20 protein-coding genes are annotated in these 23,378 nt (G+C 35.1%); 10 read left to right on the forward strand and 10 right to left on the reverse strand.

The window, feature by feature from the left end; translation table 11 throughout:
• The first annotated feature begins 172 nt into the window (after positions 1 to 172).
• From GR162_RS21170 to GR162_RS21180, 3 genes are all read left to right on the forward strand, one after another.
• On the forward strand, positions 173 to 1,588 hold the full coding sequence (locus tag GR162_RS21170; RefSeq protein ID WP_160783814.1) for an ATP-binding protein: 1,416 nt from the start codon (positions 173 to 175) through the stop codon (positions 1,586 to 1,588).
• A gap of 11 nt (positions 1,589 to 1,599) precedes the next feature.
• Positions 1,600 to 2,382, forward strand: coding sequence for an enoyl-CoA hydratase/isomerase family protein (locus GR162_RS21175; protein ID WP_160783753.1), 783 nt, complete (start codon positions 1,600 to 1,602; stop codon positions 2,380 to 2,382).
• Positions 2,383 to 2,556: 174 nt separating this feature from the next.
• On the forward strand, positions 2,557 to 2,955 hold the full coding sequence (locus tag GR162_RS21180) for a hypothetical protein (protein ID WP_160783754.1): 399 nt from the start codon (positions 2,557 to 2,559) through the stop codon (positions 2,953 to 2,955).
• Positions 2,956 to 3,052: 97 nt separating this feature from the next.
• On the opposite strand, the gene GR162_RS21185 is transcribed toward GR162_RS21180, so the two are convergent.
• The 4 genes from GR162_RS21185 to GR162_RS21200 all read right to left on the reverse strand — a co-directional run bounded on the left by GR162_RS21185 (position 3,053) and on the right by GR162_RS21200 (position 6,510).
• Positions 3,053 to 3,382, reverse strand: a complete 330-nt coding sequence (locus tag GR162_RS21185; RefSeq protein WP_160783755.1) for a hypothetical protein — start codon at positions 3,380 to 3,382, stop codon at positions 3,053 to 3,055.
• A gap of 33 nt (positions 3,383 to 3,415) precedes the next feature.
• Positions 3,416 to 4,069, reverse strand: a complete 654-nt coding sequence (locus GR162_RS21190) for a metal-dependent transcriptional regulator (RefSeq protein ID WP_160783756.1) — start codon at positions 4,067 to 4,069, stop codon at positions 3,416 to 3,418.
• 105 nt (positions 4,070 to 4,174) lie between these two features.
• Positions 4,175 to 6,043, reverse strand: coding sequence for an Nramp family divalent metal transporter (locus GR162_RS21195; RefSeq protein ID WP_160783757.1), 1,869 nt, complete (start codon positions 6,041 to 6,043; stop codon positions 4,175 to 4,177).
• A 74-nt stretch (positions 6,044 to 6,117) separates the two neighbouring features.
• Positions 6,118 to 6,510, reverse strand: coding sequence for a Fur family transcriptional regulator (locus GR162_RS21200; RefSeq protein WP_008465649.1), 393 nt, complete (start codon positions 6,508 to 6,510; stop codon positions 6,118 to 6,120).
• A gap of 93 nt (positions 6,511 to 6,603) precedes the next feature.
• On the opposite strand from GR162_RS21200, the gene GR162_RS21205 reads away from it, so the two are divergent.
• From GR162_RS21205 to GR162_RS21225, 5 genes are all read left to right on the forward strand, one after another.
• Complete coding sequence (locus GR162_RS21205) at positions 6,604 to 6,957, forward strand: MerC domain-containing protein (protein WP_160783758.1); 354 nt, start codon at positions 6,604 to 6,606, stop codon at positions 6,955 to 6,957.
• Positions 6,958 to 6,967: 10 nt separating this feature from the next.
• Complete coding sequence (locus tag GR162_RS21210; RefSeq protein WP_160783759.1) at positions 6,968 to 7,873, forward strand: NAD(P)/FAD-dependent oxidoreductase; 906 nt, start codon at positions 6,968 to 6,970, stop codon at positions 7,871 to 7,873.
• Between the two features lie 216 nt (positions 7,874 to 8,089).
• Positions 8,090 to 10,342 carry a TonB-dependent receptor gene (locus tag GR162_RS21215; RefSeq protein WP_160783760.1) on the forward strand — a complete coding sequence of 751 codons (2,253 nt, stop codon included), beginning with the start codon at positions 8,090 to 8,092 and terminating at the stop codon, positions 10,340 to 10,342.
• A gap of 166 nt (positions 10,343 to 10,508) precedes the next feature.
• Positions 10,509 to 10,973, forward strand: a complete 465-nt coding sequence (locus GR162_RS21220) for a thioredoxin family protein (RefSeq protein WP_160783761.1) — start codon at positions 10,509 to 10,511, stop codon at positions 10,971 to 10,973.
• Positions 10,974 to 11,257: 284 nt separating this feature from the next.
• On the forward strand, positions 11,258 to 12,454 hold the full coding sequence (locus tag GR162_RS21225; RefSeq protein ID WP_160783762.1) for a glycosyltransferase: 1,197 nt from the start codon (positions 11,258 to 11,260) through the stop codon (positions 12,452 to 12,454).
• On the opposite strand, the gene GR162_RS21230 is transcribed toward GR162_RS21225, so the two are convergent.
• The 3 genes from GR162_RS21230 to GR162_RS21240 are packed head-to-tail and all read right to left on the reverse strand — an operon-like array spanning position 12,449 to position 15,551.
• Complete coding sequence (locus GR162_RS21230; RefSeq protein ID WP_160783763.1) at positions 12,449 to 13,585, reverse strand: glycosyltransferase; 1,137 nt, start codon at positions 13,583 to 13,585, stop codon at positions 12,449 to 12,451. The two genes, GR162_RS21225 and GR162_RS21230, sit on opposite strands and share 6 nt — an antisense overlap.
• Before the next feature lie 38 nt (positions 13,586 to 13,623).
• On the reverse strand, positions 13,624 to 14,700 hold the full coding sequence (locus GR162_RS21235) for a glycosyltransferase family 4 protein (protein WP_160783764.1): 1,077 nt from the start codon (positions 14,698 to 14,700) through the stop codon (positions 13,624 to 13,626).
• Between the two features lie 35 nt (positions 14,701 to 14,735).
• Positions 14,736 to 15,551: a DUF6492 family protein gene (locus GR162_RS21240; protein WP_160783765.1), complete on the reverse strand. Its 816-nt coding sequence runs from the start codon at positions 15,549 to 15,551 to the stop codon at positions 14,736 to 14,738.
• 134 nt (positions 15,552 to 15,685) lie between these two features.
• Here GR162_RS21240 and GR162_RS21245 point away from each other — a divergent pair, with 134 nt between their 5' ends.
• Positions 15,686 to 16,858: a lycopene cyclase family protein gene (locus tag GR162_RS21245; protein WP_160783766.1), complete on the forward strand. Its 1,173-nt coding sequence runs from the start codon at positions 15,686 to 15,688 to the stop codon at positions 16,856 to 16,858.
• Positions 16,859 to 16,987: 129 nt separating this feature from the next.
• Positions 16,988 to 17,398 (forward strand): BrxA/BrxB family bacilliredoxin, encoded by a 411-nt coding sequence (locus GR162_RS21250; RefSeq protein ID WP_111368202.1) that lies wholly within the window; start codon positions 16,988 to 16,990, stop codon positions 17,396 to 17,398.
• Positions 17,399 to 17,533: 135 nt separating this feature from the next.
• On the opposite strand, the gene GR162_RS21255 is transcribed toward GR162_RS21250, so the two are convergent.
• Genes GR162_RS21255 through GR162_RS21265 form a run of 3 tightly spaced genes read right to left on the reverse strand, consistent with a single transcriptional unit; the run spans position 17,534 to position 23,231 of the window.
• The gene (locus tag GR162_RS21255) at positions 17,534 to 18,901 is read right to left on the reverse strand and encodes an efflux transporter outer membrane subunit (RefSeq protein WP_160783767.1); all 1,368 of its coding nucleotides are present in this window, start codon (positions 18,899 to 18,901) and stop codon (positions 17,534 to 17,536) included.
• Entirely contained in the window at positions 18,894 to 22,067 is a 3,174-nt protein-coding gene (locus tag GR162_RS21260; protein ID WP_160783768.1) for an efflux RND transporter permease subunit, read from the reverse strand. The genes GR162_RS21255 and GR162_RS21260 overlap by 8 nt, the downstream gene beginning before the upstream one ends.
• Positions 22,068 to 22,085: 18 nt before the next feature.
• On the reverse strand, positions 22,086 to 23,231 hold the full coding sequence (locus tag GR162_RS21265) for an efflux RND transporter periplasmic adaptor subunit (protein WP_160783769.1): 1,146 nt from the start codon (positions 23,229 to 23,231) through the stop codon (positions 22,086 to 22,088).
• Between the last annotated feature and the right edge of the window lie 147 nt (positions 23,232 to 23,378).

Genomic DNA, 23,378 nt, shown 5'->3' on the forward strand with positions numbered 1-23,378 from the left:
AAGATTAATGGGATTATACACAAAGTTCAAAAATCATTGAAATCCTTTTAATCTGTGGCAAAAAAAAAAAGAATTAGCGTAAATTCGTGCAATTCGTGGCGAAAAAACAAAATAAATGCTTAACAACTTCAAAATGTCAATGCTTTCCCTTCGTACCAGGATTTTCCTGTCGATGATTGTATTGATTGTTGTGGCATCGTTTTTATTGGCTTCGATTTCGATTATTCAGTTTAAGACTGAGGCCAAAGAATATCATCAGGAACGTTTAGAACGAAAAGAAAATGCGGTAAAAGAACATATTAATTATGTTTTGGCGACTACAACTTATCCTTTGAAAACGCAGAATTTGGATTTGATTTTTAAAGATAAAATCCACGAGTTGGCGCAGATTCACAAAATTGAAATCAATATTTACAGCCTTGACGGAAAGCTTTTAAAATCTTCAAAAGAGTCATTTGCGGTTGATAAAATAGCACCGCCAATTCCAGAATACATTCTTAAACTTGTTCGTTCTTCTATTGAAAAACGTTTTGTGGATATTAAAACCATCGACGGAGTTAAGAACAGATCTTCATACAGTTTAATAAAAGACGAAAAATTCAAACCACTCGGAATCCTAAATCTTCCTTATTTAGAAGATGATGGTTATTACGATAATGAGTTGAATACCTTCCTGATTCGTCTGAGTCAGGTTTATTCTTTTATGCTGATTGTCGCTTTTGCTTTGGCGTATTTCCTTTCGACTTATATCACGAAATCATTAAAAACCATTTCCGATCGTTTGGAAGAAACCAATCTGGATCAGAAAAACGAGAAAATTGTTTTAGAGGCCAACAGCAAAGAAGTCAACTTCCTGATCAAAGCCTATAACGGAATGGTGGACAAACTCGAAACGAGTGCCATTAAATTAGCGCAAAGTGAAAGAGAAGAAGCTTGGCGCGAAATGGCAAAACAAGTGGCGCACGAAATTAAAAATCCGCTTACGCCGATGCGTTTGACGGTTCAGAGTTTCCAGAGAAAATTTGATCCGAATGATCCTGATGTGAAGCAGAAAATGAACGATTACTCCGAAACTTTAATTCAGCAAATTGATACAATGACATCGGTAGCTTCGGCATTTTCGAACTTTGCTTCGATGCCAGCGCAGCAAAATGAAACACTTAATGTGGTTGAGGTTGTAGAATTGGCTTTGGATATTTTCAACGAAGATTATATTGTTTTCGAAAAAGAAGAAGAAGAAATCATTTCCAAAATGGATCGAACACAATTAATTCGTGTCATTACCAATTTGGTTAAAAATGCCACACAGGCCATTCCGGAAAGCCAGTTTCAGAAATCAATAGTAGTTTCGGTAAAAAGAAGTGACAACAATGTTGAAATCGCCGTAAAAGACAACGGAATCGGAATCCAAAAACAAGATATAGGCAGAATCTTCGAACCTAAATTTACGACCAAAACCAGCGGTATGGGACTTGGACTTGGAATTATCAAAAACATTATAGAAAATTACAAAGGAACAATTACCTTTGAATCAACTTACGGAAAAGAAACTACGTTTACAGTTTCTCTACCTATCACCAACTCATAAAATATAGCGTCATGAACTACGAAAATATCTTAATTTCTATTGAAGAAAAAGTTGCTACAATTACGATTAACAGACCAACGAAATTAAATGCTTTAAACAAAGCTACAATTAGTGATTTGAGTAATGCAATTCAGGCATTAGCAAAAAACGATGATATTCGTGTTATTGTTTTAACGGGAAGCGGGGAAAAAGCTTTTGTAGCTGGAGCAGATATTTCGGAGTTTGCAAATTACACCACTGTTGAAGGTGCGCAATTGGCTGCTGAAGGACAAGAATCTTTATTTGATTTTATCGAAAATCTTAAAAAACCAGTTATTGCTGCCGTTAACGGTTTCGCTCTTGGCGGTGGACTAGAATTGGCAATGGCTTGTCATTTCAGGATCGCTTCAGACAATGCGAAAATGGGACTTCCAGAAGTTACTTTAGGGCTAATTCCTGGTTACGGCGGAACACAGCGTTTACCACAATTAATTGGAAAAGGCCGTGCAATGGAAATGATTATGACAGCAGCAATGATTACTGCCGAACAAGCAAAAGAATATGGTTTAGTAAATCATGTTGTGCCTCAAGAAGAATTATTGTCGTTTACAAACGTAATCGCTCAGAAAATCATTAAAAATGCTCCTTTTGCTATCGGAAAAGCTATAAAATCAATCAATGCCAATTTTAAAGATGGTAAAAATGGTTTTGATACTGAAATAAAATCATTTGGAGAATGTTTCGGAACACAGGATTTTAAAGAAGGAACAACAGCCTTTTTAGAAAAACGTAAAGCAGAATTTACAGGAAAATAATTTTCTTAACCGCAAAGTTCGCAAAGATTTACGCAAGGTTCGCAAAGTTTTTAAATTTTCTTGCGTGCTTTGCGTAAATCTTTGCGAACTTTGCGGTTAAATAACAATACTGAGATTCGCAAGCCAAAACCTAGAACCTCAGCATCTTAGAACCTTAGCACCTTAAAAAAAAAAATGTACGAATCAATATTTGCCCTTTTTTGTGAACGAGTTAAAGAAAGCATCCAAAGCGGAACTTTCGCTAAACTGACTTTGGCCAAAACCATGGGGGATACAGAACTTAAAAATGTTTATTTCAGATTGGTTCTCAATGAAGACAATACATTTTCAATTTCGCTGACTTTTAGATATAAAACAGAAGAGATAGAAAGTATTCACACTTTAGATGAAGCCTTATTAATTTTAGGCACGTACATCAAAAATCCTTTTTTAACTGCGCTTTTATTTACAACTGACGATGATGTTACGTTTAAAGTAAATAAAAAGAATGCTGGAAGTATAATCGAACAAGCGCCAACGTTTAAAAATGCCTCGCCAGTTATGTTGGAAATGATTGAAAAAGGAATTGTTTAAATAATATTTTAGTTAATCCTGAAGTAAAGAAAATCATTGATGCGTTTTGAGAAATCACAAAAAATGTTTTTTGGTTTCTAAGAATTTATTCTAAAATTTAACCCTCAACTTTTTGTTTGTTTTGTCGTTTTAAATTTTCAATTTGGCATTCAATATCAAATATATCATTATTGATTTTTTGAAAATGCATGTAACAGCCTGCTGGGACTGCAAACAGTAAAATTAAAGCAAACAGTAAAACAGAATCGTGATAACCCATTCTATCAGCTAGCATTCCCTTTCTTAGAGGAATATATGGGCCAACAAAAGGTGTAATAATTCCAACGGCAATCAATCTCCAAATTTTCCACTTTTCTTTTGGGAGTTTTTTTAATTGTTTTTCGAGATCCTTTATTTCGTTTTCTAAATTGATTTCAAATTCATTCATAATTTATAGTTCGATTTTACCTTTTAGGATGTTTTAAACCAACTTCACAAACAAATTAGAAGCAATTTTATTCGAGATAGATAATTCTCTTTGATTAACTTTAATTCTCACCGATAAATCGAAAGATTCTTTAGATAAAAATTCAATTTTAGAACCCAAAGCAATTTCTTGTTTATCAAGATATTTCAAGAACTCCGAAGAAGTATCTTTTACACCTACGCAAACGCCAGTCTGATTTTCTTCTAACTCAGACAAAAGTTGTTTTTCGATTTTGATAATTCGTCCGTTTGCATCGGGAATTGGATCTCCGTGTGGATCTTCAGTAGGATTTCCAAGAAAATCATCCAATCGGTTAATCAGTTGCTCTGATTTGATATGTTCTAATTGTTCGGCGATTTCATGAACCTCATCCCAGCTGAAATTCAATTTTTCAACCAAGAATACTTCCCATAAACGATGTTTTCTCACAATCATTTTGGCAGCCAGTTTTCCATTTTCAGTCAAAGAAACTCCTTGATATTTTTTATAATTCACCAAATCTTTCTCTGCCAGCTTTTTAAGCATATCGGTTACAGAGGAAGCTTTCGTTTCCATAATTTCTGCAATTGCATTCGTGCTGACTTCTGTTTCTGATGCAGCAGTCAGATGATAGATTGATTTAAGGTAGTTTTCTTCTGAAAAAGTCATTTCTTTTGAGGTTCTAAGGTTCTAGGGGGCTGAGGTTCTAAGGTTTTGTTTTAAAGTTTTCGAGAGAAACCTTAGAACCTTAGCAACTCAGTACCTCAGCACCTTTTATTTAACAATCAACAAAGGTATCGAAATTTTATGTCTCAATTTATCTACTGTTGTGCCGAAAAGAATATCTTTTAGTCCAGTGTGGCCGTGGGTTCCCATAACGAGAATGTCGAATTGTCCATCGTTTATTATTTTCGGAATTATTTTGTCTGGTTTTCCAAAACCAAGTTCTGTTTTGATCTTGAATCCTTTTTCTGAAAGCATGTCTTTGTATTTCAGCAATAATTTTTCGTCTATTGTGGTTTCATAATCATGAATGTGCACTCCATACATTAAGGCACCTACCGTTTCTACGATGTGAATGAGGGTGTATTCCGTGTCAATGCCCCCCAATTCAAAGGCTTTATTCAGAGCCGCTTCGTCAGCACTTGAAAAATCTACAGAGACAGCAATGTTTTTGATGCTCTTGCTTTCTCTTGGTGAAAACTTCAGTTTAAGATTATGAGGCGAATGATTTATAGCTTTTGATTTGAATTTGGCAATAAAAGGTTTGAAAACGATGTACAATAATAATGCTGCGAACGCAAAAGCAAGAGGGACAACCGTAAACCAAAGCACCATTGGATGATTGGAGCTTGCTAACCAAGAAGTGATTTCGTCATAAACTAATTTAGCATTCAAAGAAACAATGATGGAAGCAATAATCCAAGAAACGATCTGTGTGGTTTTAGAAATATGAAAACCTTTCATTTTAGATTTATCACTCACAAAGTGAATTAGCGGAATAATGGCAAATCCTAATTGTAAACTCAAAATGACCTGACTTAGAATTAGCAGTTTTCCAGTAACACTTTCGCCATAAATTAAAATCACGATTACGGCAGGAATAATAGCAATCAAACGGGTTATGATTCTACGAACCCAAGGCTGAATTCTAAAATGAAGATAACCTTCCATTACAATTTGTCCAGCAAGTGTTCCCGTTACCGTTGAACTCTGTCCAGCAGCGATTAAAGCAACAGCAAATAAAATAGGCGCCCATTTGGTTCCTAAAAGCGGTTCAAGAAATTGGTGCGCATCTTGAATTTCGGCAACTTCAAACATTCCGTTTTTATGGAAAGTCGCGGCGGCAAGAATTAGAATCGCAGCATTTACGAAGAAAGCTAGATTTAAAGCAATTGTGGAATCGATCAAATTATATTTTAAAGCTTGTTTGATTCCTGCTGGAGTTCTGTCAAATTTTCTTGTTTGCACTAAAGACGAATGCAAGTACAAGTTGTGTGGCATTACAGTCGCCCCAATAATTCCGATGGCAATATACAAGGCTGCTGAATTTGGAATCGAAGGAATAAGTCCAGCTAAAACTTTGTGCACCTCTGGTTCTGCAAAAATCATTTCGAAAATGAAAGAGAACCCAATAATCGCCACTAAAGCAATAATGAATGCTTCCATCTTACGAATTCCTTTATTGATCAGGAAAAGCAGTAAAAAAGTGTCTAAAACGGTAATGAGAACAGCTTCGAGTAGCGGAATCCCGAAAAGCAGATTAATTCCGATCGCCATTCCGAGAACTTCAGCCAAATCGCAGGCAGCAATGGCAATTTCAGCGAGGAAATATAGAATGTAGTTGATGTATTTGGAATAGGTTTCTCTAGAGGCTTGCGCAAGATCGCGCTGTGTTACGATTCCGAGGCGGGCACTTAAACTCTGCAACAGCAAAGCCATTAAGTTACTCATCAATAAAACCCAGACTAAAGTATATCCGAATTGGCTTCCGCCGGCAATATCGGTTGCCCAGTTTCCTGGATCCATGTAGCCAACGCTTACCAAATAAGCTGGGCCTAGAAAGGCTAAAATTTTTCTAAAACCCTTTTTTTTATTTTCTGTAGAAACTGATTCGTGGACTTCTTCTAAAGATTTGGTCATTGTAAAAGTATTGTTTTCACAAATATAGAGAAAAATTATATTCGCGAAACAATATTTTTAGACGAGTCTAAAACTTAAATGTTAGAATTTAAACAATTCGGACATAATCCTGATAAGGTAAAGTTGATTTCATTCACTTTGTAATTGTGAGGCATAATGTAACTCGGTTTTACATTTTCAAGACAAGTAATCTCGTGACAATTTTCACAGCTAAAATGTGCGTGGTTATGGATGTGTACGCGCTGATGCGAATGATTGCATTTGGCATATTTTACCGTTCCGTCTAGATTTGAAATTTTATGAATAACATCTTCATTAATCAAACGATCCAAAATTCTGTAAATGGTAACGCGATCGCACAAATCATTTAATTGTTTGTGAATTTCGGTGTGTGAAAGAGCCGTCTTAGATTTTTCAAATACCTCTAAAACAGCTGTTTTTGCTGCGGTATTACGTGTAGTTTTCATTTTTTATGAAATTAAAAATTAAACGCAACAATGTTGCAATTGATAAAATTGTATATATTTGCAACAAAATTGCATTAAGCAAAAGTACACATAATGAAGAAAATAAGCACATCCTTTTACGATATTTTAGGAATTTCTAGCGCGACCATATGTTTGGTTCATTGTTTGATTTTTCCTCTTTTGACAATCCTTCCTTTAGGGCTGAGTCACAATCCAATTATAGATTTACTATTTGCTTCGATAGGTTTATTTGCAATTCTCAAAATTATAAAAAAATCATCTCTTTTGGTATCGTCCATTTTAGTTGTTTCAATGGCGCTGATTTGGATTAGTGTTTTGACAGAACTTCTTTTAGATATTCATCTTGATTTGATTTATTTCGGAGGATTCGGAATGATCATCGGGCATTTAATTAACTACAAATTACATAGAAATCAAAATCATTAAAAATAGAAATATGGAACAGAAGCATTTTGAGGTGATTATCATTGGCGGCAGCTACAGCGGATTGTCTGCAGCTATGAGTTTAGGACGTTCTTTGCGTCAGGTTTTAGTTATCGACAGTGGTCTGCCTTGTAACAGACAAACACCGCATTCTCATAATTTTATTACACAAGATGGTGAAAAGCCAGCGGTTATTTCGGCGAAGGCCAAACTGCAAGTAGACGTTTATAAAACAGTTCAATTCTATAATGGGCTTGCGGTAAAAGCTCTTAAAACAGAAAATGGTTTCGAAATTGAGACAGAATCAGGAGCCATTTTTACTACAAGAAAAGTTTTGTTTGCAACTGGAGTTAAAGATCTGCTGCCGGACATTGAAGGTTTTGCCAACTGCTGGGGGATTTCGGTTTTGCATTGTCCGTATTGTCACGGTTACGAAGTTAAAAATGAAAAAACAGCCATTATTGCCAATGGAGAAATGGGTTTTGAATTTGCAAAATTGATTTCGAATTGGACAAAAGACCTTCGTTTGTGTACAAATGGAAAATCAGAATTGACTTCAGACCAAACGCAAACTCTTAAAAAACATGGGGTTTTAATTTTAGAAGAGGAAATAGATTCTTTTGATCATATGGATGGATATGTTAAAAATATCATTTTTAGAAATGGGGAAAAAATAGATGTGAAAGCGATTTATGCAAGACCGCCTTTTAAACAGCATTGTACAATTCCCGAAACTTTAGGATGTGATATTAGCGAGCAAAGTTTATTAAAAGTGGATGCGATGCAAAAAACAAACATTCCAGGCATTTTCGCTAGTGGAGATTGCACAACCCCAATGCGATCTGTGGCGATTGCTGTTTCTACCGGCTCTTTTGCTGGAGCGGTCATAAATAAAGAACTTATTGACGAAGATTTTTGATGCATTCGTAAAATTCTCTCGCAAAGTCGCAGAGCCACCAAGTTTTTAAAAAAAGCTTTGCGACTTAGCGTCTTTGCGAGATTAAACAAAAATGCTTACGATTCTTAAAAATTGAAATATAACATATTGAATTCAATCAGTTTGAAAATTTTTGCTTTAAGAATAATTATTTGTCAAATTTAATTTTTAGATTTGTCTAAATTTAATTTTAAAATAATGAAATATTTATTTTTGGCAATATTAATAATTTCAGCTAAAAGCCTATACTCGCAAAATATATCAGGAAAAATAGAAGCATCAATTCCTGTAGGTCAGGAAATTAATGTTAGTTTATTAAATACAAACTTTAAAACGCAAACCGATTCTCTAGGATTTTATAAACTTGAAAATATTCCGAAAGGGAACTATAAAATAAATGTAACCTCGACGGGATTCAAACCCGTAACTCAAAGAATTTCTGTTTTTGAAAATGAAAATTTAAATCTTGATTTTGAATTAGAAGAAGATCAGAACGAATTGAACGAAGTTGTGGTTTCTGGAACTTTAAAACCAGTAAAAAGATTAGAAAGTGCCGTTCCGGTTGAGGTGTATTCGCCAGTTTTCTTCAAAAAAAATCCAACGCCAAGCATTTATGATGCGTTACAAAACATTAACGGAGTTCGTCCGCAGCTCAATTGTGGAGTTTGTAATACAGGAGATATTCATATAAACGGATTGGAAGGTCCGTACACTTTAGTAATGATTGACGGAATGCCGATTGTAAGCAGTCTTTCTACGGTTTACGGCTTGTCTGGAATTCCGAATTCTCTGGTGGAACGAATTGAGATTGTGAAAGGTCCAGCTTCATCTCTTTACGGAAGTGAAGCGGTTGGAGGTTTAATTAATATCATCACTAAAAATCCGACGAATGCACCCGTTTTTTCTGCCGATTATTTTACGACTTCTTATTTTGAAAGTAATCTTGATTTGGGAATGAAGTTCAATGTTGGGAAAAAAGCAATTTCGCTTATTGGTGTTAATTATTTCAATTACGATCAAGTTATTGATAAGGATCACGACAATTTTACTGATGTTACGCTTTCTGAACGAATTTCTGTTTTTAATAAATGGAGTTTTAAAAGAAATCACAATCGCCTTTTTACGATCGCTGCACGCGGAATGTATGAAGATCGTTGGGGTGGAGATATTCGTTGGGAGAAAAAATATCGTGGCGGAGATGAAATTTATGGTGAAAGCATTTATACCAAAAGAGCCGAATTAATTGGAAGTTATCAATTGCCGTTTGAAGAAAAATTGATGCTTTCGTTCTCTGGAAATTTGCATTATCAAGACAGCCGTTATGGAACAACATCTTACATCGCCAATCAGAAAATAGGATTTTTACAGCTGACTTGGGATAAAAAAATAGGAAGAAATGATTTACTGGCCGGAATTGCAAGCCGATATACATACTATGACGATAACACGCCTGCAACCAAAGAAGCTGAAAACACTCGGCTTCCTGGAATTTTTGTTCAGGACGAAATTACATTTTCTCCAAAAAGTCAGGTTTTGTTGGGAATGCGCTACGATTACAATTCTGTTCACGGATCTATTTTCACACCACGATTTGCTTACAGATTTAAGGCAAACGAAAACACGATTTTTAGATTAAATGCAGGAACTGGATTTAGAGTTGTGAATTTATTTACAGAAGATCACGCGGCGTTGACGGGTTCTAGAGATGTGATTATTAAAAACGATTTAAAACCAGAACAATCTGTAAATGTGAATTTGAATTATATCCAGAAAATCAATTTTGGAAACGGAACTTTTATGGGAATCGAAACAACGGCTTTTTATACCAGATTCAGCAATAAAATCATTTCAGATTATGAGACCAACCCAAATGAAATTATTTACGACAATATCGATGGTTATGCGATAAGTCAAGGAATCAGTACCAATGTGGACCTTAATTTTCCTTCAGGATTAAAATTTATTTTGGGCGCAACAGTTTTAGATAACAAAAATGTGGAAAACGGAATTTCAGAAAGGCCTTTTTTAACGGAGAATTTCACAGGAACTTGGAGTATTTCATACAAAATTCAACCTTGGAATTTATCTATGGATTATACCGGAAATGTTTATAGTCCGATGAAATTGCCTTTGTTGAGCGAAACCGATCCGAGAAGTCCAAATTCGCCTTGGTATAGTATTCAGAATATTCAGTTTACGTATTCGGGATGGAAAGATTTCGAAGTCTATGGCGGAATCAAAAATCTGCTGAACTTTACTCCAATGCAGCATAATCCGTTTTTGATTTCAAGAACCAATGATCCTTTCGATAAGAATGTTCAATATGATTCGGCTGGAAAAGTCTTGGTTACGCCTGATAATCCGTACGGTTTGACATTTGATACGACCTACGTTTACGGACAAAACCAAACTATTCGAGGATTTTTGGGATTGAGATATACTTTTAGGTAATTTTATAGGCCACAGATTACACAGATTAAAAGGATTATTCTTTTTGTCAGGCTGAGCGGAGTCGAAGCCCCGTTCCAATTGGAGTGCCCTTCGACTTGGCTCAGGGAGACAAACGAAAAAAAATCTTTTCTAATCCTTTTAATCTGTGGCAAACAAAACAAAAAAAATGAAAAAGCTAATTCTACTTATTTTCTTCTTCGGAATAACTTCAACAGGATTCTGCCAATTAAAAAGCAGAACTTTTGAAGAAGTAGAAAGTTTGCAACAAATCCAAAAAAGGAAAATCGTGGTTTTCATTCATACCGATTGGTGTCAGTTTTGCCAACGAATGAAAGCCACAACTTTTAAAAATCAAGAAATTATAGAAAAACTAAACTCCGATTTCTATTTTATCGATTTTAATGCAGAGGAAAAAAGGGATATTACTTTTCATAAGCGGACTTTTAAATACTTGCCATCGGGCAACAATGTCGGAGTTCACGAACTGGCATTGGAGCTGGGAACAATCAATAATCAAATTGCGTATCCGACCTTGTGCGTTTTGAATGAGAAAAACGAAATCATTTTTCAGTATAATATTTATTTGAGCACAAAAGAGTTTAAAATTCTTTTGGAAAAATTGAAAAAGTAGCATTTTTGCAGCAATAAAACTTCGCTTCTTTGACTATGAAATAAATAATATGTTTCTAGACGCTTTTTAAAATTTATTTGTAAATTGTTTCAGAGCTTTGTAAACTAAAAATTTTTTGATAATCAATTAGATATGTTTTTTGCTTTGTTAATTAACAGCTTTTTTTAATGTTCTCACACAATATAAAAATTACGGAAAGAGTTTTAAAGAAGACGATTAGAAAATGAGGTCAGTCCAGTCATTACAACAAACAGAAAAAATCAAGCGTATTTAAGAGGATAAATATGGGAATATTTAAAAGCATTAGGCGTTATTATACACGAAAAGAAGAAATTAAGAATCAGCTCGATCAATCCATTCCAAATTATAATACTTACAACCCATTAAATAAAACGATTGTTTTTTTTACCAACCACATGCCGGCCCCTGAACATGATTCAGGTTCCAACAGGCTGAAAGAAATTATATTGTTTTTTAAGAGAAAGGATTACAATTGTATTATTTGCTCAAAAAATACTTTTCGTGATAATGGTTATGTGAATTATTTCAGCGAATTAGGTGCTATCGTTTTTGTAGAAACTAATCAATATTCGAACTATTTCGATTTTATCGCATCGATTTCTAAAGTAGATTTTGTCTGGTATTATGGAGCGAAGGCTTTGTATCTCAATGTAAAAAGAGTATCAAAAATGCTCCCACTGGCCAAGTCGCTTTATGATATGGTAGACATTCATTTTCTGCGGTACAAAAGAGCAATTAAAATTAATCCGAGCCGAATTTCGTTAAGGAAAAACTATTTAAAGTTCTTTTGGATTGAAACAATATTGGCCAGAAAAGCAGATTTGGTTTTGACTATTTCTACTATTGAAAAAGAAATAATGGCAAAGTATATTGATGACCGAAAGTTGATGATACTTTCTAATATACATTATCAAAAAGCCAATAAAGAAGAGCTTTTGCCTTTTGAAAATCGTGAAAATATACTTTTTATAGGCTCGCAGCACGAACCCAATATTGATGCTGTCAACTATTTATATTATGAAATTATGCCTCTGGTCTGGGAGACAAATGATACCATAAAAGTTAATGTTATTGGTAATATCAATGAAAAAGTCAAAAATATCACCGATTCGAGATTCATCTTTACAGGTCATGTTTCAGACATAAAACCATTATTTATTGCCAACAAAATGATGGTTGCCCCTTTACGATATGGTGCTGGAGTAAAGGGGAAAATTGGCCAGGCTTTTGAGTATTATTTGCCCGTAGTTACAACATCAATTGGTGCAGAAGGCATGAAGTTGGCTCATAAAAAAAATGCGTTGATTCATGATGCTAAAGAGGAATTTGCATTTGCTATACTTGAATTATATCACGACAAATCACTTTGGTTAGAACTGCATCAGAATTCTGAAGAAAGTCTGGAACCATTTTCAAACCAAGCTTTAGAAACTTTATTCTTAAAATTAGATTCTTTATAGCTCAAAAACTTTGTCTAATAAGCTATAAGTTGCCTCAAGACTATGATGAGCGCTAAAATAAGAATTAGCTTCTGAACTTATTTTGCGATAGAAATCCGAATCGGTTAGCAATTTATTGATATAATCTGCAAATTGGTTAGGATCGTTTGAAACTAAACAGCCATTATGGCTTTTGTTTACTAATCCGTCAACACCTCTTTCATTGCAAACTACCGGAAGCCCGAGAGATAATGCTTCGATTACTTTGATTTTGATGCCTGTTCCACTCAACATAGGGCATATTGCAATTCTAGATTGAGAGTAAGCATCATCCAGATTTTCAATAAAACTGATTTTCTCCACATTTGGATAATCATCTATAAATTTGGTGATTTTTCCAACAACTGCAATTTTTAGTGATTTTGAAAGTAAAGGATAAACATGATCAAAAAACCACTTTGCCGATTTTGTATTGTGTTCATTTTCGCTGGCAACATAAATAATGTCGTATTTTTTTTCTGCTCTTAAATCACTTTTCTGTGGTAAACTATGCGTTACCAATGCAATTTCCTTATCAATAAATTGAGAGAAAATATATTTTTCTTCAGGCGAAATCACTAAAATTTTATCAAAATCACTTAAGATTTCTATTTCTTTTTGAAAAAATCTGCCCAGTTTAAACTTCTTCTTGTTTTGAAATTGAGAAGTCAGGAAATCGTGAGTATCAATAATTAATTTAGTGTTTTTAATATCAGGGCGATTCTTTACCAATTTGGACCAATAAACATAAGAGATTACTATAATATCATATTGGTTTGCTTTTAATATTGAAGTAAAAGTTTCATAATGTCCGATGCGCGTTCTGTCAAACAAGCTGATATTCCTCGAAATTCTGTTAGGAAGAGATTGATAGAAGAAATACTTTAATTTGTTTTTCTTTCGAATAAAAATAGGAAGCAAATAACCCTTTGAAATGAGTTCTTCTTCTTTTAATTTATTTAGCTCTTTTTCTGTATATACATCTGTTGTAACGCCTACAAGGTCAACTTCAGTATTTCTGTTTTTAAAATATTCTAGAAGAGCCAAAGCTCGGGCGTTATTTCCTTGTGTTTTAAGTAACGGATTCTCAGGGTAGAAATATAAAACTCTCATAAGTAAAATGGCTTTTTTGTAAAATAATAATCTGACAATCAGATGTCTTTGGAAAAATGTTTGTCCATTTGTTCAAAATAGGACTCTATACTAAATTTTTTCATTGCGGATTCATGAATTTCTTCGGGCGTGAACTTTCTAGAGTCTTCAATGCAATAATCAAAATACTGAAAAATATTCTCTTCAATTTGTTTTGGAAGCAGGTAAGCGCCAGGCTGTTTGTCTTTGGCTAATTTGGGCAAAACACCAACAGGATTTCCTGCAATAGGTCTTCCGCTGGCAAGCGCTTCAATAGTGACCATTCCAAAACTTTCTGAATAGGAAGGATAAAAAACAATATCTGCTCGAGAATATGCCAGTTCGTTGATATTGTCAATTGTTAATCCGACTAAAATTTCAGTGTTAAGTAAATTTTGAAAAAGCTCAGTATTTGACGGATTGTTTGACGCAATAAGAAGTCTCCATTCGTTTTGCTTTTCAACAAGTTGTGCCAGTTCTTGCAATTCTGCAATGCCTTTTCCGTGTTCCAGTCTGCCGATATATGCAATTGTTTTAAAGTCGGCAGATTGCTTTTTTATCGGATAAAAATTAGTTTTATCAATACAGTTTGGTACTACACTAATTTTGTCTCCATTAATTCCATAATATTGGATTAGATCTTTTTTGACATTGTCTTCAACAGCTATTATTTTCTTAGCATTTTTGCAGGCTGTCATTTGAAGTTTTGCAATTCTGCTTAGTTTGCGATTTGTTCGGCCATACTCCAATTCCATTTTATGAAAACAGCCGTGAGATATTACACAATCTGTCGGATAATATGCTGTGGGTTCGCCATTGCTGATGACCTTTTTGTTCGAACGATAATGCAACCAAAGAAAAGCTGTAGTAAATCTTGCGATATATTTTGCTCTTCTTTTTTCAAAGTGTCTTATATTGAATAACTTCCAGTATAACTTTCCTATGAAACTGTTTTTTAAACGATCCTCATCAATTATTTCAGTCAGAATCTTTCGGCTTTTAAGATACTCATCCAAATAATGAACCATGCGTTCAGCACCGCCCGCATTAGATTTTCCGTTTAGAAATACCAAATAAACTTTTCTTGCTTTTATCATTGAAGTCTTTCGTCGAATAGATTAGTTTCAGCTCATTAAAAAAATTGATACCATTTCTTTTTCTTCCAATTGCTTTGGTAGATAACGCCCAGATAAATTTTACGCAACTGTTCTATGCTTAATTCTTTTTTCTCGATTGCATGCTGCTCTTTGTAATGATACACTTTAAAAAGACTGCCAATTGGCAGAATATCTATAAGTCTAGTTTTTAATAAATATTCTCCATAGATGACACAATCGCTTGGCGAATAGCTTTTCTGATCTATTTCAATGAAAAACTCATCGAAATTTTGATTTCTTTCTTTTAGAAAAACATCGTTAAAATGTTTCCAAACACCGCAATTCCAGATATACGGATTTGGGCCATAATCCCATTCTTTTCCTTTATTGCCAAAAAAAGGGCGGGTATCTCTCAAAGCTCTTTTAAAAAATAGATTTTCAGAATCCATGTCCAACTGCTCATTGATTTCGAGTAAATCTTTAGACTCTTGCATAACCGTATAAGGCGTATTCTCGTCATACATGAAATCAGAAATATAAAAATCCCGTATAAAAACTGCATCAGAATCTATGGCAACATAGTTTTCGCAGATATTTAGTTTATAAACATTGCATTTTATAATTTGCTGGTATCTCCATCCATTTGTGATGGCCGTTGTGATAATTTCAGAATCGCGGAATACTTTATATTTTTCAAAACAGTCTGTTTTTAAGAGATCAAAGTGCTCATCATTTACAGAAATGATAACGGGAATGTTGTCTTTGTTAAACTCATCAATGGAATCTAAAAGTTTATAAACTCTTTTAAAATCAGGCTCGTAAGTTTTAATGAAAAGAATTAATTTATACATCTGGCAAAAAATGTTTTTAAAACTAAAGATAGAATTAAATCATTTGTAAACAAACGGTAAATGAAATAATAAATTGCGGTCTCTTTTTGAATTTTTTAGAAAAAAAGAAAGAATAAATTTTCTTATTTTTGAAAATGAACTCTTCACAAATTCCACATTTTGATTACATTTTTACAGGAACAGGACTCGCCTCTTTGATGACGGTTTATAAAATGATTTTGTCTGGGAAATTCTCTGATAAATCGATTTTATTATTAGATCAAGATATCAAGAAAGCCAATGACAGAACTTGGTGTTTTTGGCAAAAAGAAGGAAGCATCTGGAATTCGGTGGTTTCAAAAAAATGGGATTTGGCGTTTTTTGCCAATGAGAATTTCAGACGCGATTTAGATCTAAAACCCTATTCTTATAATAAAATCAACGGTTTAGATTTTTATAATTTCGTTTTCGAAGTCATTTCAAAACAATCGAATATTACTTTTTTAAATGAAAAAGTAACCGAAATCAATGAATTGGAAACTCATGTTTTTGTTGGAACTGAAGAAAATAGATTTACCTGTAATTATTTATTTAACAGCATTTACACAAAGGCGTTCGCCGAAAAACAAAATAAGTATCCCGTTTTGCAGCAGCATTTTGTGGGCTGGTTTATAAAAACAGAAGAAGAAGTTTTTAATCCTGAAGAAGTGACTTTCATGGATTTTTCAGTTTATCAAAAAGGGAATACAAGATTTATGTATGTGCTGCCAACTTCAAAAACAAAAGCTTTGGTTGAATATACTTTGTTTTCGGAAAAATTGCTTCCTAAAGAAGAGTACGAAAATGAAATTCAAATTTATCTCAAGAAATTAGGTGCAAGCCAATATCAAATTCTCGAAAAAGAGGAGGGAAGCATTCCTATGACTTGCTATCCGTTTTGGGAAAAAAATACCAAACGGGTTTTGAATATTGGTACGGCTGGCGGTTGGACAAAAGCTAGTACAGGTTATACTTTTAAAAATTCAGATAAAAAATCTTCGAAATTGATTGAATTCCTTGAAGAGAAAAATGCTTCGACTCCGCTCAGCATGACATCGTTTTATAAAAAAAGTAGGTTTTGGTTTTACGATTTATTGCTTTTGGATATACTTTATCGACATAATGAATTGGGAAGTTCTATTTTTTCTTCTTTGTTTAAAAAAGGAAATCCAGAATTGATTTTCAAATTCTTAGATGAAGAAACGAGTTTTATCGAAGATTTTAAAGTAATCATAAAATGCCCGAAAGTACCATTTATAAAGGCTTTATTTCATAGAATATTCCAATAAAAAAGGACTGAATTGACACTTTCGACTTTCTCAATCAAACTATAACAAAACTTTATACTTCATAGTAACTAGTTGCGAGTAAACTTTGTAACTTTGCAGTTCAAAAAGTACAATTTAAAAAACAAGAATATGTATCCACTAGAAATGGTAAAACCAATGGAAGCTGAATTAACAGCTGCTGGTTTTCAAGACTTACATAGTGCTGAAGCTGTTGAGAATGCTATCAAAGCTGAAGGTACCACTTTAGTTGTTGTAAACTCTGTTTGCGGGTGCGCTGCAAGAAATGCACGTCCAGGAGCAAAAATGAGTTTGGATAATGCTAAAAAACCAGATCATTTAATTACTGTTTTTGCAGGTGTTGACAAAGAAGCTGTTGATGCTGCAAGACAACATATGTTTCCATTTCCTCCATCTTCGCCATCTATGGCTTTGTTTAAAAACGGAGAATTGGTTCACATGTTAGAGCGTCATCACATTGAAGGACGCCCAGCTGAATTAATTGCTGAGAATTTACAGGATGCGTTTAACGAGTTCTGCTAATTCGTAAGGTTCAAAGGAGCAAAGGTACAGAGGTACAAAGATTAAAAAACGAGGCTGTCTCAAAAGACAGCCTCGTTTTTGTTTTTAGAATAGTTGAGAAACCTTTGAACCTTTGTTGCTCTGAGCCTTTGCACCTTATAAGTTCCATCCCCCGCCAAGTGCTTTGTACAATTCAACCATTGAACTTAATTGTCTTTCAGATAATTGTGCTAAGCTTAATTGCGCGTTAAAAAGATTGGTTTCTACATCTAAAACTTCTAAGTAAGAAACGTAACCGCTGTCATATCTTTCATGAGATAGTTTGTAGTTTATTAAAGCGGCCTGAACCTGTCTGTTGCGTGCTTTCCATTCTTCTTGATAAGTTCTGACATTTTGTATGGATTGTTCTACTTCTGAAACAGCATCGATATACGTTTTCTGATAAAGGAATTTGTACTGTTCTGCCTGTTGTCTGTTTATCTCAACTCTTCTTTTGTTTTTTCCGAAAGCGAATATTGGTCCAGCAATTCCTCCAGAAGCATTTTGCAAATACGAACTTCCTAGAAACAGATTGCTCAAATCGGCGCTGGCAAATCCGGCAATTGCAGCTAGATTGATAGACGGAAAACGCATTGCTTGAGCTACGCCAATTCTTTCATTGGCAGCCACATATCTTAATTCGGCTGCTTTTACGTCGGGTCTATTTTCCAATAAGGCAGACGGAATCGATAACGGAATTTTGCTGACGATCTGTAACTCGGTATTGCTTTTCCCTCTCGGAATTTCAGTAGGAAGCTGACCTGTAAGCAGTGCAATGGCATTTTCTTGATAGGTTATTTGTCTTTCTATGTTAGGAATTGCTGCTTCGGCAATGGCAACCTGTTGTTCAATCTGTACTTTGTCAACTTCAGAGATATACCCTTTTTCAAATCTCTCGCTTATAATTTCATAATATTTTTGTCTTGTTTCAAGCGTATGCTTTGTTATTTCCAGCTGATCATCAAAGTTTCGCATCTGAAAGTATGCTATGGCAATATTGGCGACGATATCAGACAATATTACTTTACGAGCTTCTTCTGTCGCTAGAAGTTCATTTTTAACAGCATTATTTTCATGGCGAAATTTACCCCAGAAATCAAGTTCCCAAGACATAGTTGCGCCAGCAGTTGATGGAGTAATGTATTTCTCGTTGCTGTTTATAGTAGCTCCATATTGGATGCTAGGAAATAAATCGGCTTTGGTATAACCTAATTGGGCACGAAACTGCTCAATTCTTGAAACTGCAATTTTTAGATCATAGTTATTCTCAAGACCTTTTTGAATAAGACCTTTTAAAACATCATCATTAAACAGGTCGAACCATTTTAAATTGGTTACGGAAGCGAGACTGTCTAAATTTCTTTCGTTTATATAGGAATCTGATTTTAACTGCTCAGGTTTTTTATATTTTGGACCAACCATACATCCTACCGGAAATAAGGAAAGAACCAATACAATAACGATTATTTTATATTTCTTACTCATGGTCTGTAGTATTTGATTCTACATTGTTTTCTCCTGTTGTGATTGTTTCTTCTTTCTTGTGTCCAATTTTTTCAATCATAACAAATAGACCCGGTACAATTAATACACCTAAAACGGTGGCGATCAACATGCCGCTAAATACGGCCATTCCCATTACAATACGAGCTTGAGAACCTGCACCTGTAGCAGTCAATAACGGAACAACCCCGAGAATGAAAGCAAAAGCAGTCATCAGAATCGGTCGAAAACGAAGCCTTGCCGCGTACATTGCCGATTCGTAAAGAGGTTTTCCTCTTTCATATTCTTCTTTGGCAAACTCAACGATCAGAATGGCATTTTTCGCTACCAATCCAATAAGCAAAACGAGTCCGATTTGCGCAAAAACGTTATTGACATAAGCATCACTTCCAAATCTTGCTAGAAGAAGTCCTAAAAATGCTCCGAATACCGCAAAAGGAGCTCCAAGCAGTACGCTAAATGGCAGTTTCCAGCTTTCGTATTGCGCGGCAAGAATTAAGAATACAAAAACCAATGCCATAATAAATACGGATGATCCTCCAGGTGAATGTTTTTCCTGATACGATAAGTTGATGTAATCGTAGCTCATATCTGCAGGCAGAGTTTCTTTGGCCACTTCTTCCAATGCAGTTAAAGCTTGCGCACTACTATAACCGTCGTTCGGACTTCCTCCAATTTCAGCAGATCGGAATAAGTTTAAACGATTCGTGAAATCGGGGCCAGAAACTTTTGTTGCTGTAACCAGTGTCGAAACTGGAAGCATGTCGCCTTTATTGTTTTTCACATAAATCATGTTTAAATCTTCTGGCTTAACACGATTGACAGCTTCTCCCTGTACGTAAACTTTGTATTGACGCCCAAAACGGTTAAAGTCATTTACGTAACTTCCTCCTAAGAATGCTCCAAGCGCTTCGGTGACTTTAGAAACAGGTATTCCTAATTTCATTGCCTTGTCGTTGTCGATATCTAGTTTAATTTGTGGAGTACCAGCATTAAAAGTGGTATAAATTCGTTTTATTTCAGGTCGCTGCTGTGCCGCGGCAATAAATTTTTGTGTCTGTTCAGCTAAGTATTGCGGAGTATTTCCTCCACGATCTTGCAACATTAAGCTAAATCCAGCAGAAGCACCTAAACCTTGAATTGCAGGCGGACCAAATGAAAAACAGGTTGCTGTCGTAATTTGAGTGGCCAGTTTTTTATTGAATCGGTCTACAAACTGTTTAGCCGTTTCAGCTCTTTCTTCCCAAGGTTTTAACGAAATAAAGATGAAAGCATTATTAGGCTGATAGGAGTTTGTAAGCATACTAAATCCGTTTATGGTTGTATAAGACAGAATAGATTTCTCTTCTTTAAGAAAACTGTCTACTTTTCTTGATATTTCATCGGTACGCTGTAATGATGATGCAGGTGGTAAAGCAATATTTACCAAAACATACCCCTGATCTTCTTCAGGAATAAATCCTAACGGAATTTTTTTGCCTAAAAGAACAATCGAAGCAAGTATCACGGCTAGTAAAACAATAATTCGCATTGCTTTTTTAGCAAAAAAGGTTGCTCCGCCAATATATTTTCCTGTAACATTTTCGAAAACTCTATTAAACCAAGAAAAGAATTTAGCAAGCCATCCTTTTTGCTGGTCAAGAGGTTTTGTCGGTTTTAAAAGCATAGCACAAAGTGCGGGACTTAAAGATAAAGCACTAAATGCTGAAAAGGCGACCGAGACGGCAATGGTTATGGCAAATTGCTGATAAAAACGGCCCGTAATTCCAGGCGTCATCGCTACTGGTATAAAAACGGCACACAGAATCAATGCAATGGCAATTACCGGTCCAGAAACCTCTTTCATTGCCTGAACGGTAGCCTCTCGAGGGGTTTTTCCATGTTCGATATGATGAATTACGGCTTCTACAACCACAATCGCATCGTCGACTACGATACCAATTGCCAATACTAATCCTAAAAGAGAAAGCGTGTTGATCGAAAATCCTAACATTGGGAAAACTGCGATAGTACCGATTAGCGAAACAGGAACTGTAATTAACGGAATTAAAGTAGCGCGCCAGTTTTGCAGGAATATAAATACCACTAGAATAACCAATATAATGGCTTCAAAAAGAGTATGGACAATATCATCAACCCCGGCGGTAATGGCCAGTGTAGTATCTAAGGATTCTTGGTATACAACATCTTGCGGAAATCTCTCAGACAATTGCTTCATAGTGGCTTTTGCAGTTTCTGCCACATCAAGAGCATTACTTCCAGGCATTTGGTATAAAGCCACAACGGCACTTGGAGAGCTGTTTCTTCTAGCTGTTGAACTGTAATTTTCAGTTCCTAATTCGATGCGGGCAATATCGCCCAATAAAACTTGCGCTCCATCATCTTTGCTTCGAACTACAATATTTCCAAATTCTTTTTCAGTAACTAATCGGTCTTGAAGTGTTACACCGTATGTAAATTCAGTATTAGGAGGTGCTGGTTCAGCCCCAAATTTTCCTCCTGGACTAATCATGTTTTGTGCATTCAGTGCATTTTTGACATCTTCAACAGTCACGCCGAGCTTACTCATCATATCTGCCTTTAACCAAATACGCATGGAGTAATCGCTTCCTCCAAAGAGAGCAACTTCTCCAACTCCTTTTATACGAGCCAGCTGATCAACGACATTTATACTGGCGTAGTTATTTAAAAACTTGGCGTCATATTTTGGATTGTTAGACGTAATGGTAAATAACATCATCGGAAACGATAGAGATTTTTTTACCACCACACCCTGTTGTTTTACGCTCGAAGGCATAAATGGGGCAGACTGGTTTTGCCTGTTTTGCGTTAGCATGTTGGCATTGTCCAGATTGGTTCCCACATCGAAAGTAACTTCAATGGTACAAGCACCATCAGAAGTGTTGATCGATTTCATGTACAGCATATTTTCAACACCATTTACCTTTTGCTCAATAGGAGTTGCCACTGCTTGTTCCACATTCAGTGCATTTGCTCCAGTAAAAGAAGTGGTAATTTTTACAACAGGTGGATTAATATCCGGATATTGCGAAATAGGTGTTTTTTGTAATGCCAGTAATCCAAGTATCACAATGATAATACTAATTACAATGGCAACAATCGGTCTTCGGACGAAAAATTCTCCCATAATAGTATGTGATTTAGATTACTTTGCAGCTACAGTTTCTGGATCGCCCAATTGCCATTGAACGACTTTAGGAGTAATGACACTTCCATTTTTTAATAAAGAAGTACCTCCCATGGCTATCTTATCTCCTGGTTTTAACCCTTCTTCAATTATATATCCGTTTTTAACAGCTGGACCGGGTTTTACGATCTGCATTTGGACTTTATTATCATTGCCTACTACATAAACTTGATAGATTCCTTGAACTTCGATCACAGCACGCTGCGGAATTACGATTGCTTCTTTACGAATGTCTGTAAGCAGTGCGACTTTTACATATTGTCCAGGACGAAGTAACTTATCTGGATTAGGAAATGTTGCTTCAAATGTGATTGCTCCAGTAGAAGGATCAATCTGTCTGTCGGCAAAACTTACTTTTCCTGTTTCCGGATAAGTAGAACCGTCAGATAATTTTATAGTTACAGTTGCTCCCGAGCCTTTTAAGGCCGAATTAGGTTTGTTGAACTCTCTAAAAAGACGCAGAAATTCTTGTTCGCTAATAGTAAATCGTACCCTTACATCTCCTAAGTCTGAAATAGTATTTAGAATAGACATTGCACCAGGTCTTACATAATCGCCTACACGAACTTTGGAAATGCCGATTAATCCTGAAATTGGAGCTAAAATTTGACAATAGCCTAATTCGATCTTTGCATTTTGTACCGAAGCGTCAGAAGCTTTTATTTGCGCTAATGAAGCATTATACGCCGCTTTTGCCGAGACCAGTTCGCGCTGGCTGACAGCATTCATTTTTGCTAAAGGCGTTATCATATCTAAATCTGATTTGGTTTTAGATAAACGCGCCTGTGATTCTGCTGCTACTCCCTGAGCTTCGTTAAGTTTAGCTTTATACGGTAAAGGGTCAATGGTATAAAGCACTTGTCCTTTTTTAACAAAACTTCCTTCTTTGAAGTTCATGCTTTCGATAATACCATCAACTCGTGGGTTAATTTGTATATCTGATTGACCAAAAGTCTGCCCCGTATATTCAGATTCTAATTTTACATCTTGCTGTAAAACAGAAGTGACTGAAATTTCTAATGGTTTTGGACTTGGAGGAGTCTCTTTTTTGCAAGAAAAAATAAAAAGACTAAGTAAAATTGCTGAGGAGTAGATTTTGTTCATTGTTAAATTCTTTTAGATAAAATTCATTAAATACAACTAATTAAAAACCAGTAAAGTGCATTAGCTAAGTTAGCGTTTTTTTGGTTAAATGGATAAATATTGTTTAAATTTTGTTAATTTTAGTTAAAAAAATAATTATCTGACTTT

Origin of the sequence: Flavobacterium sp. HBTb2-11-1 (genome assembly GCF_009826975.1) — a bacterium.
Taxonomy (GTDB): Bacteria; Bacteroidota; Bacteroidia; order Flavobacteriales; family Flavobacteriaceae; genus Flavobacterium.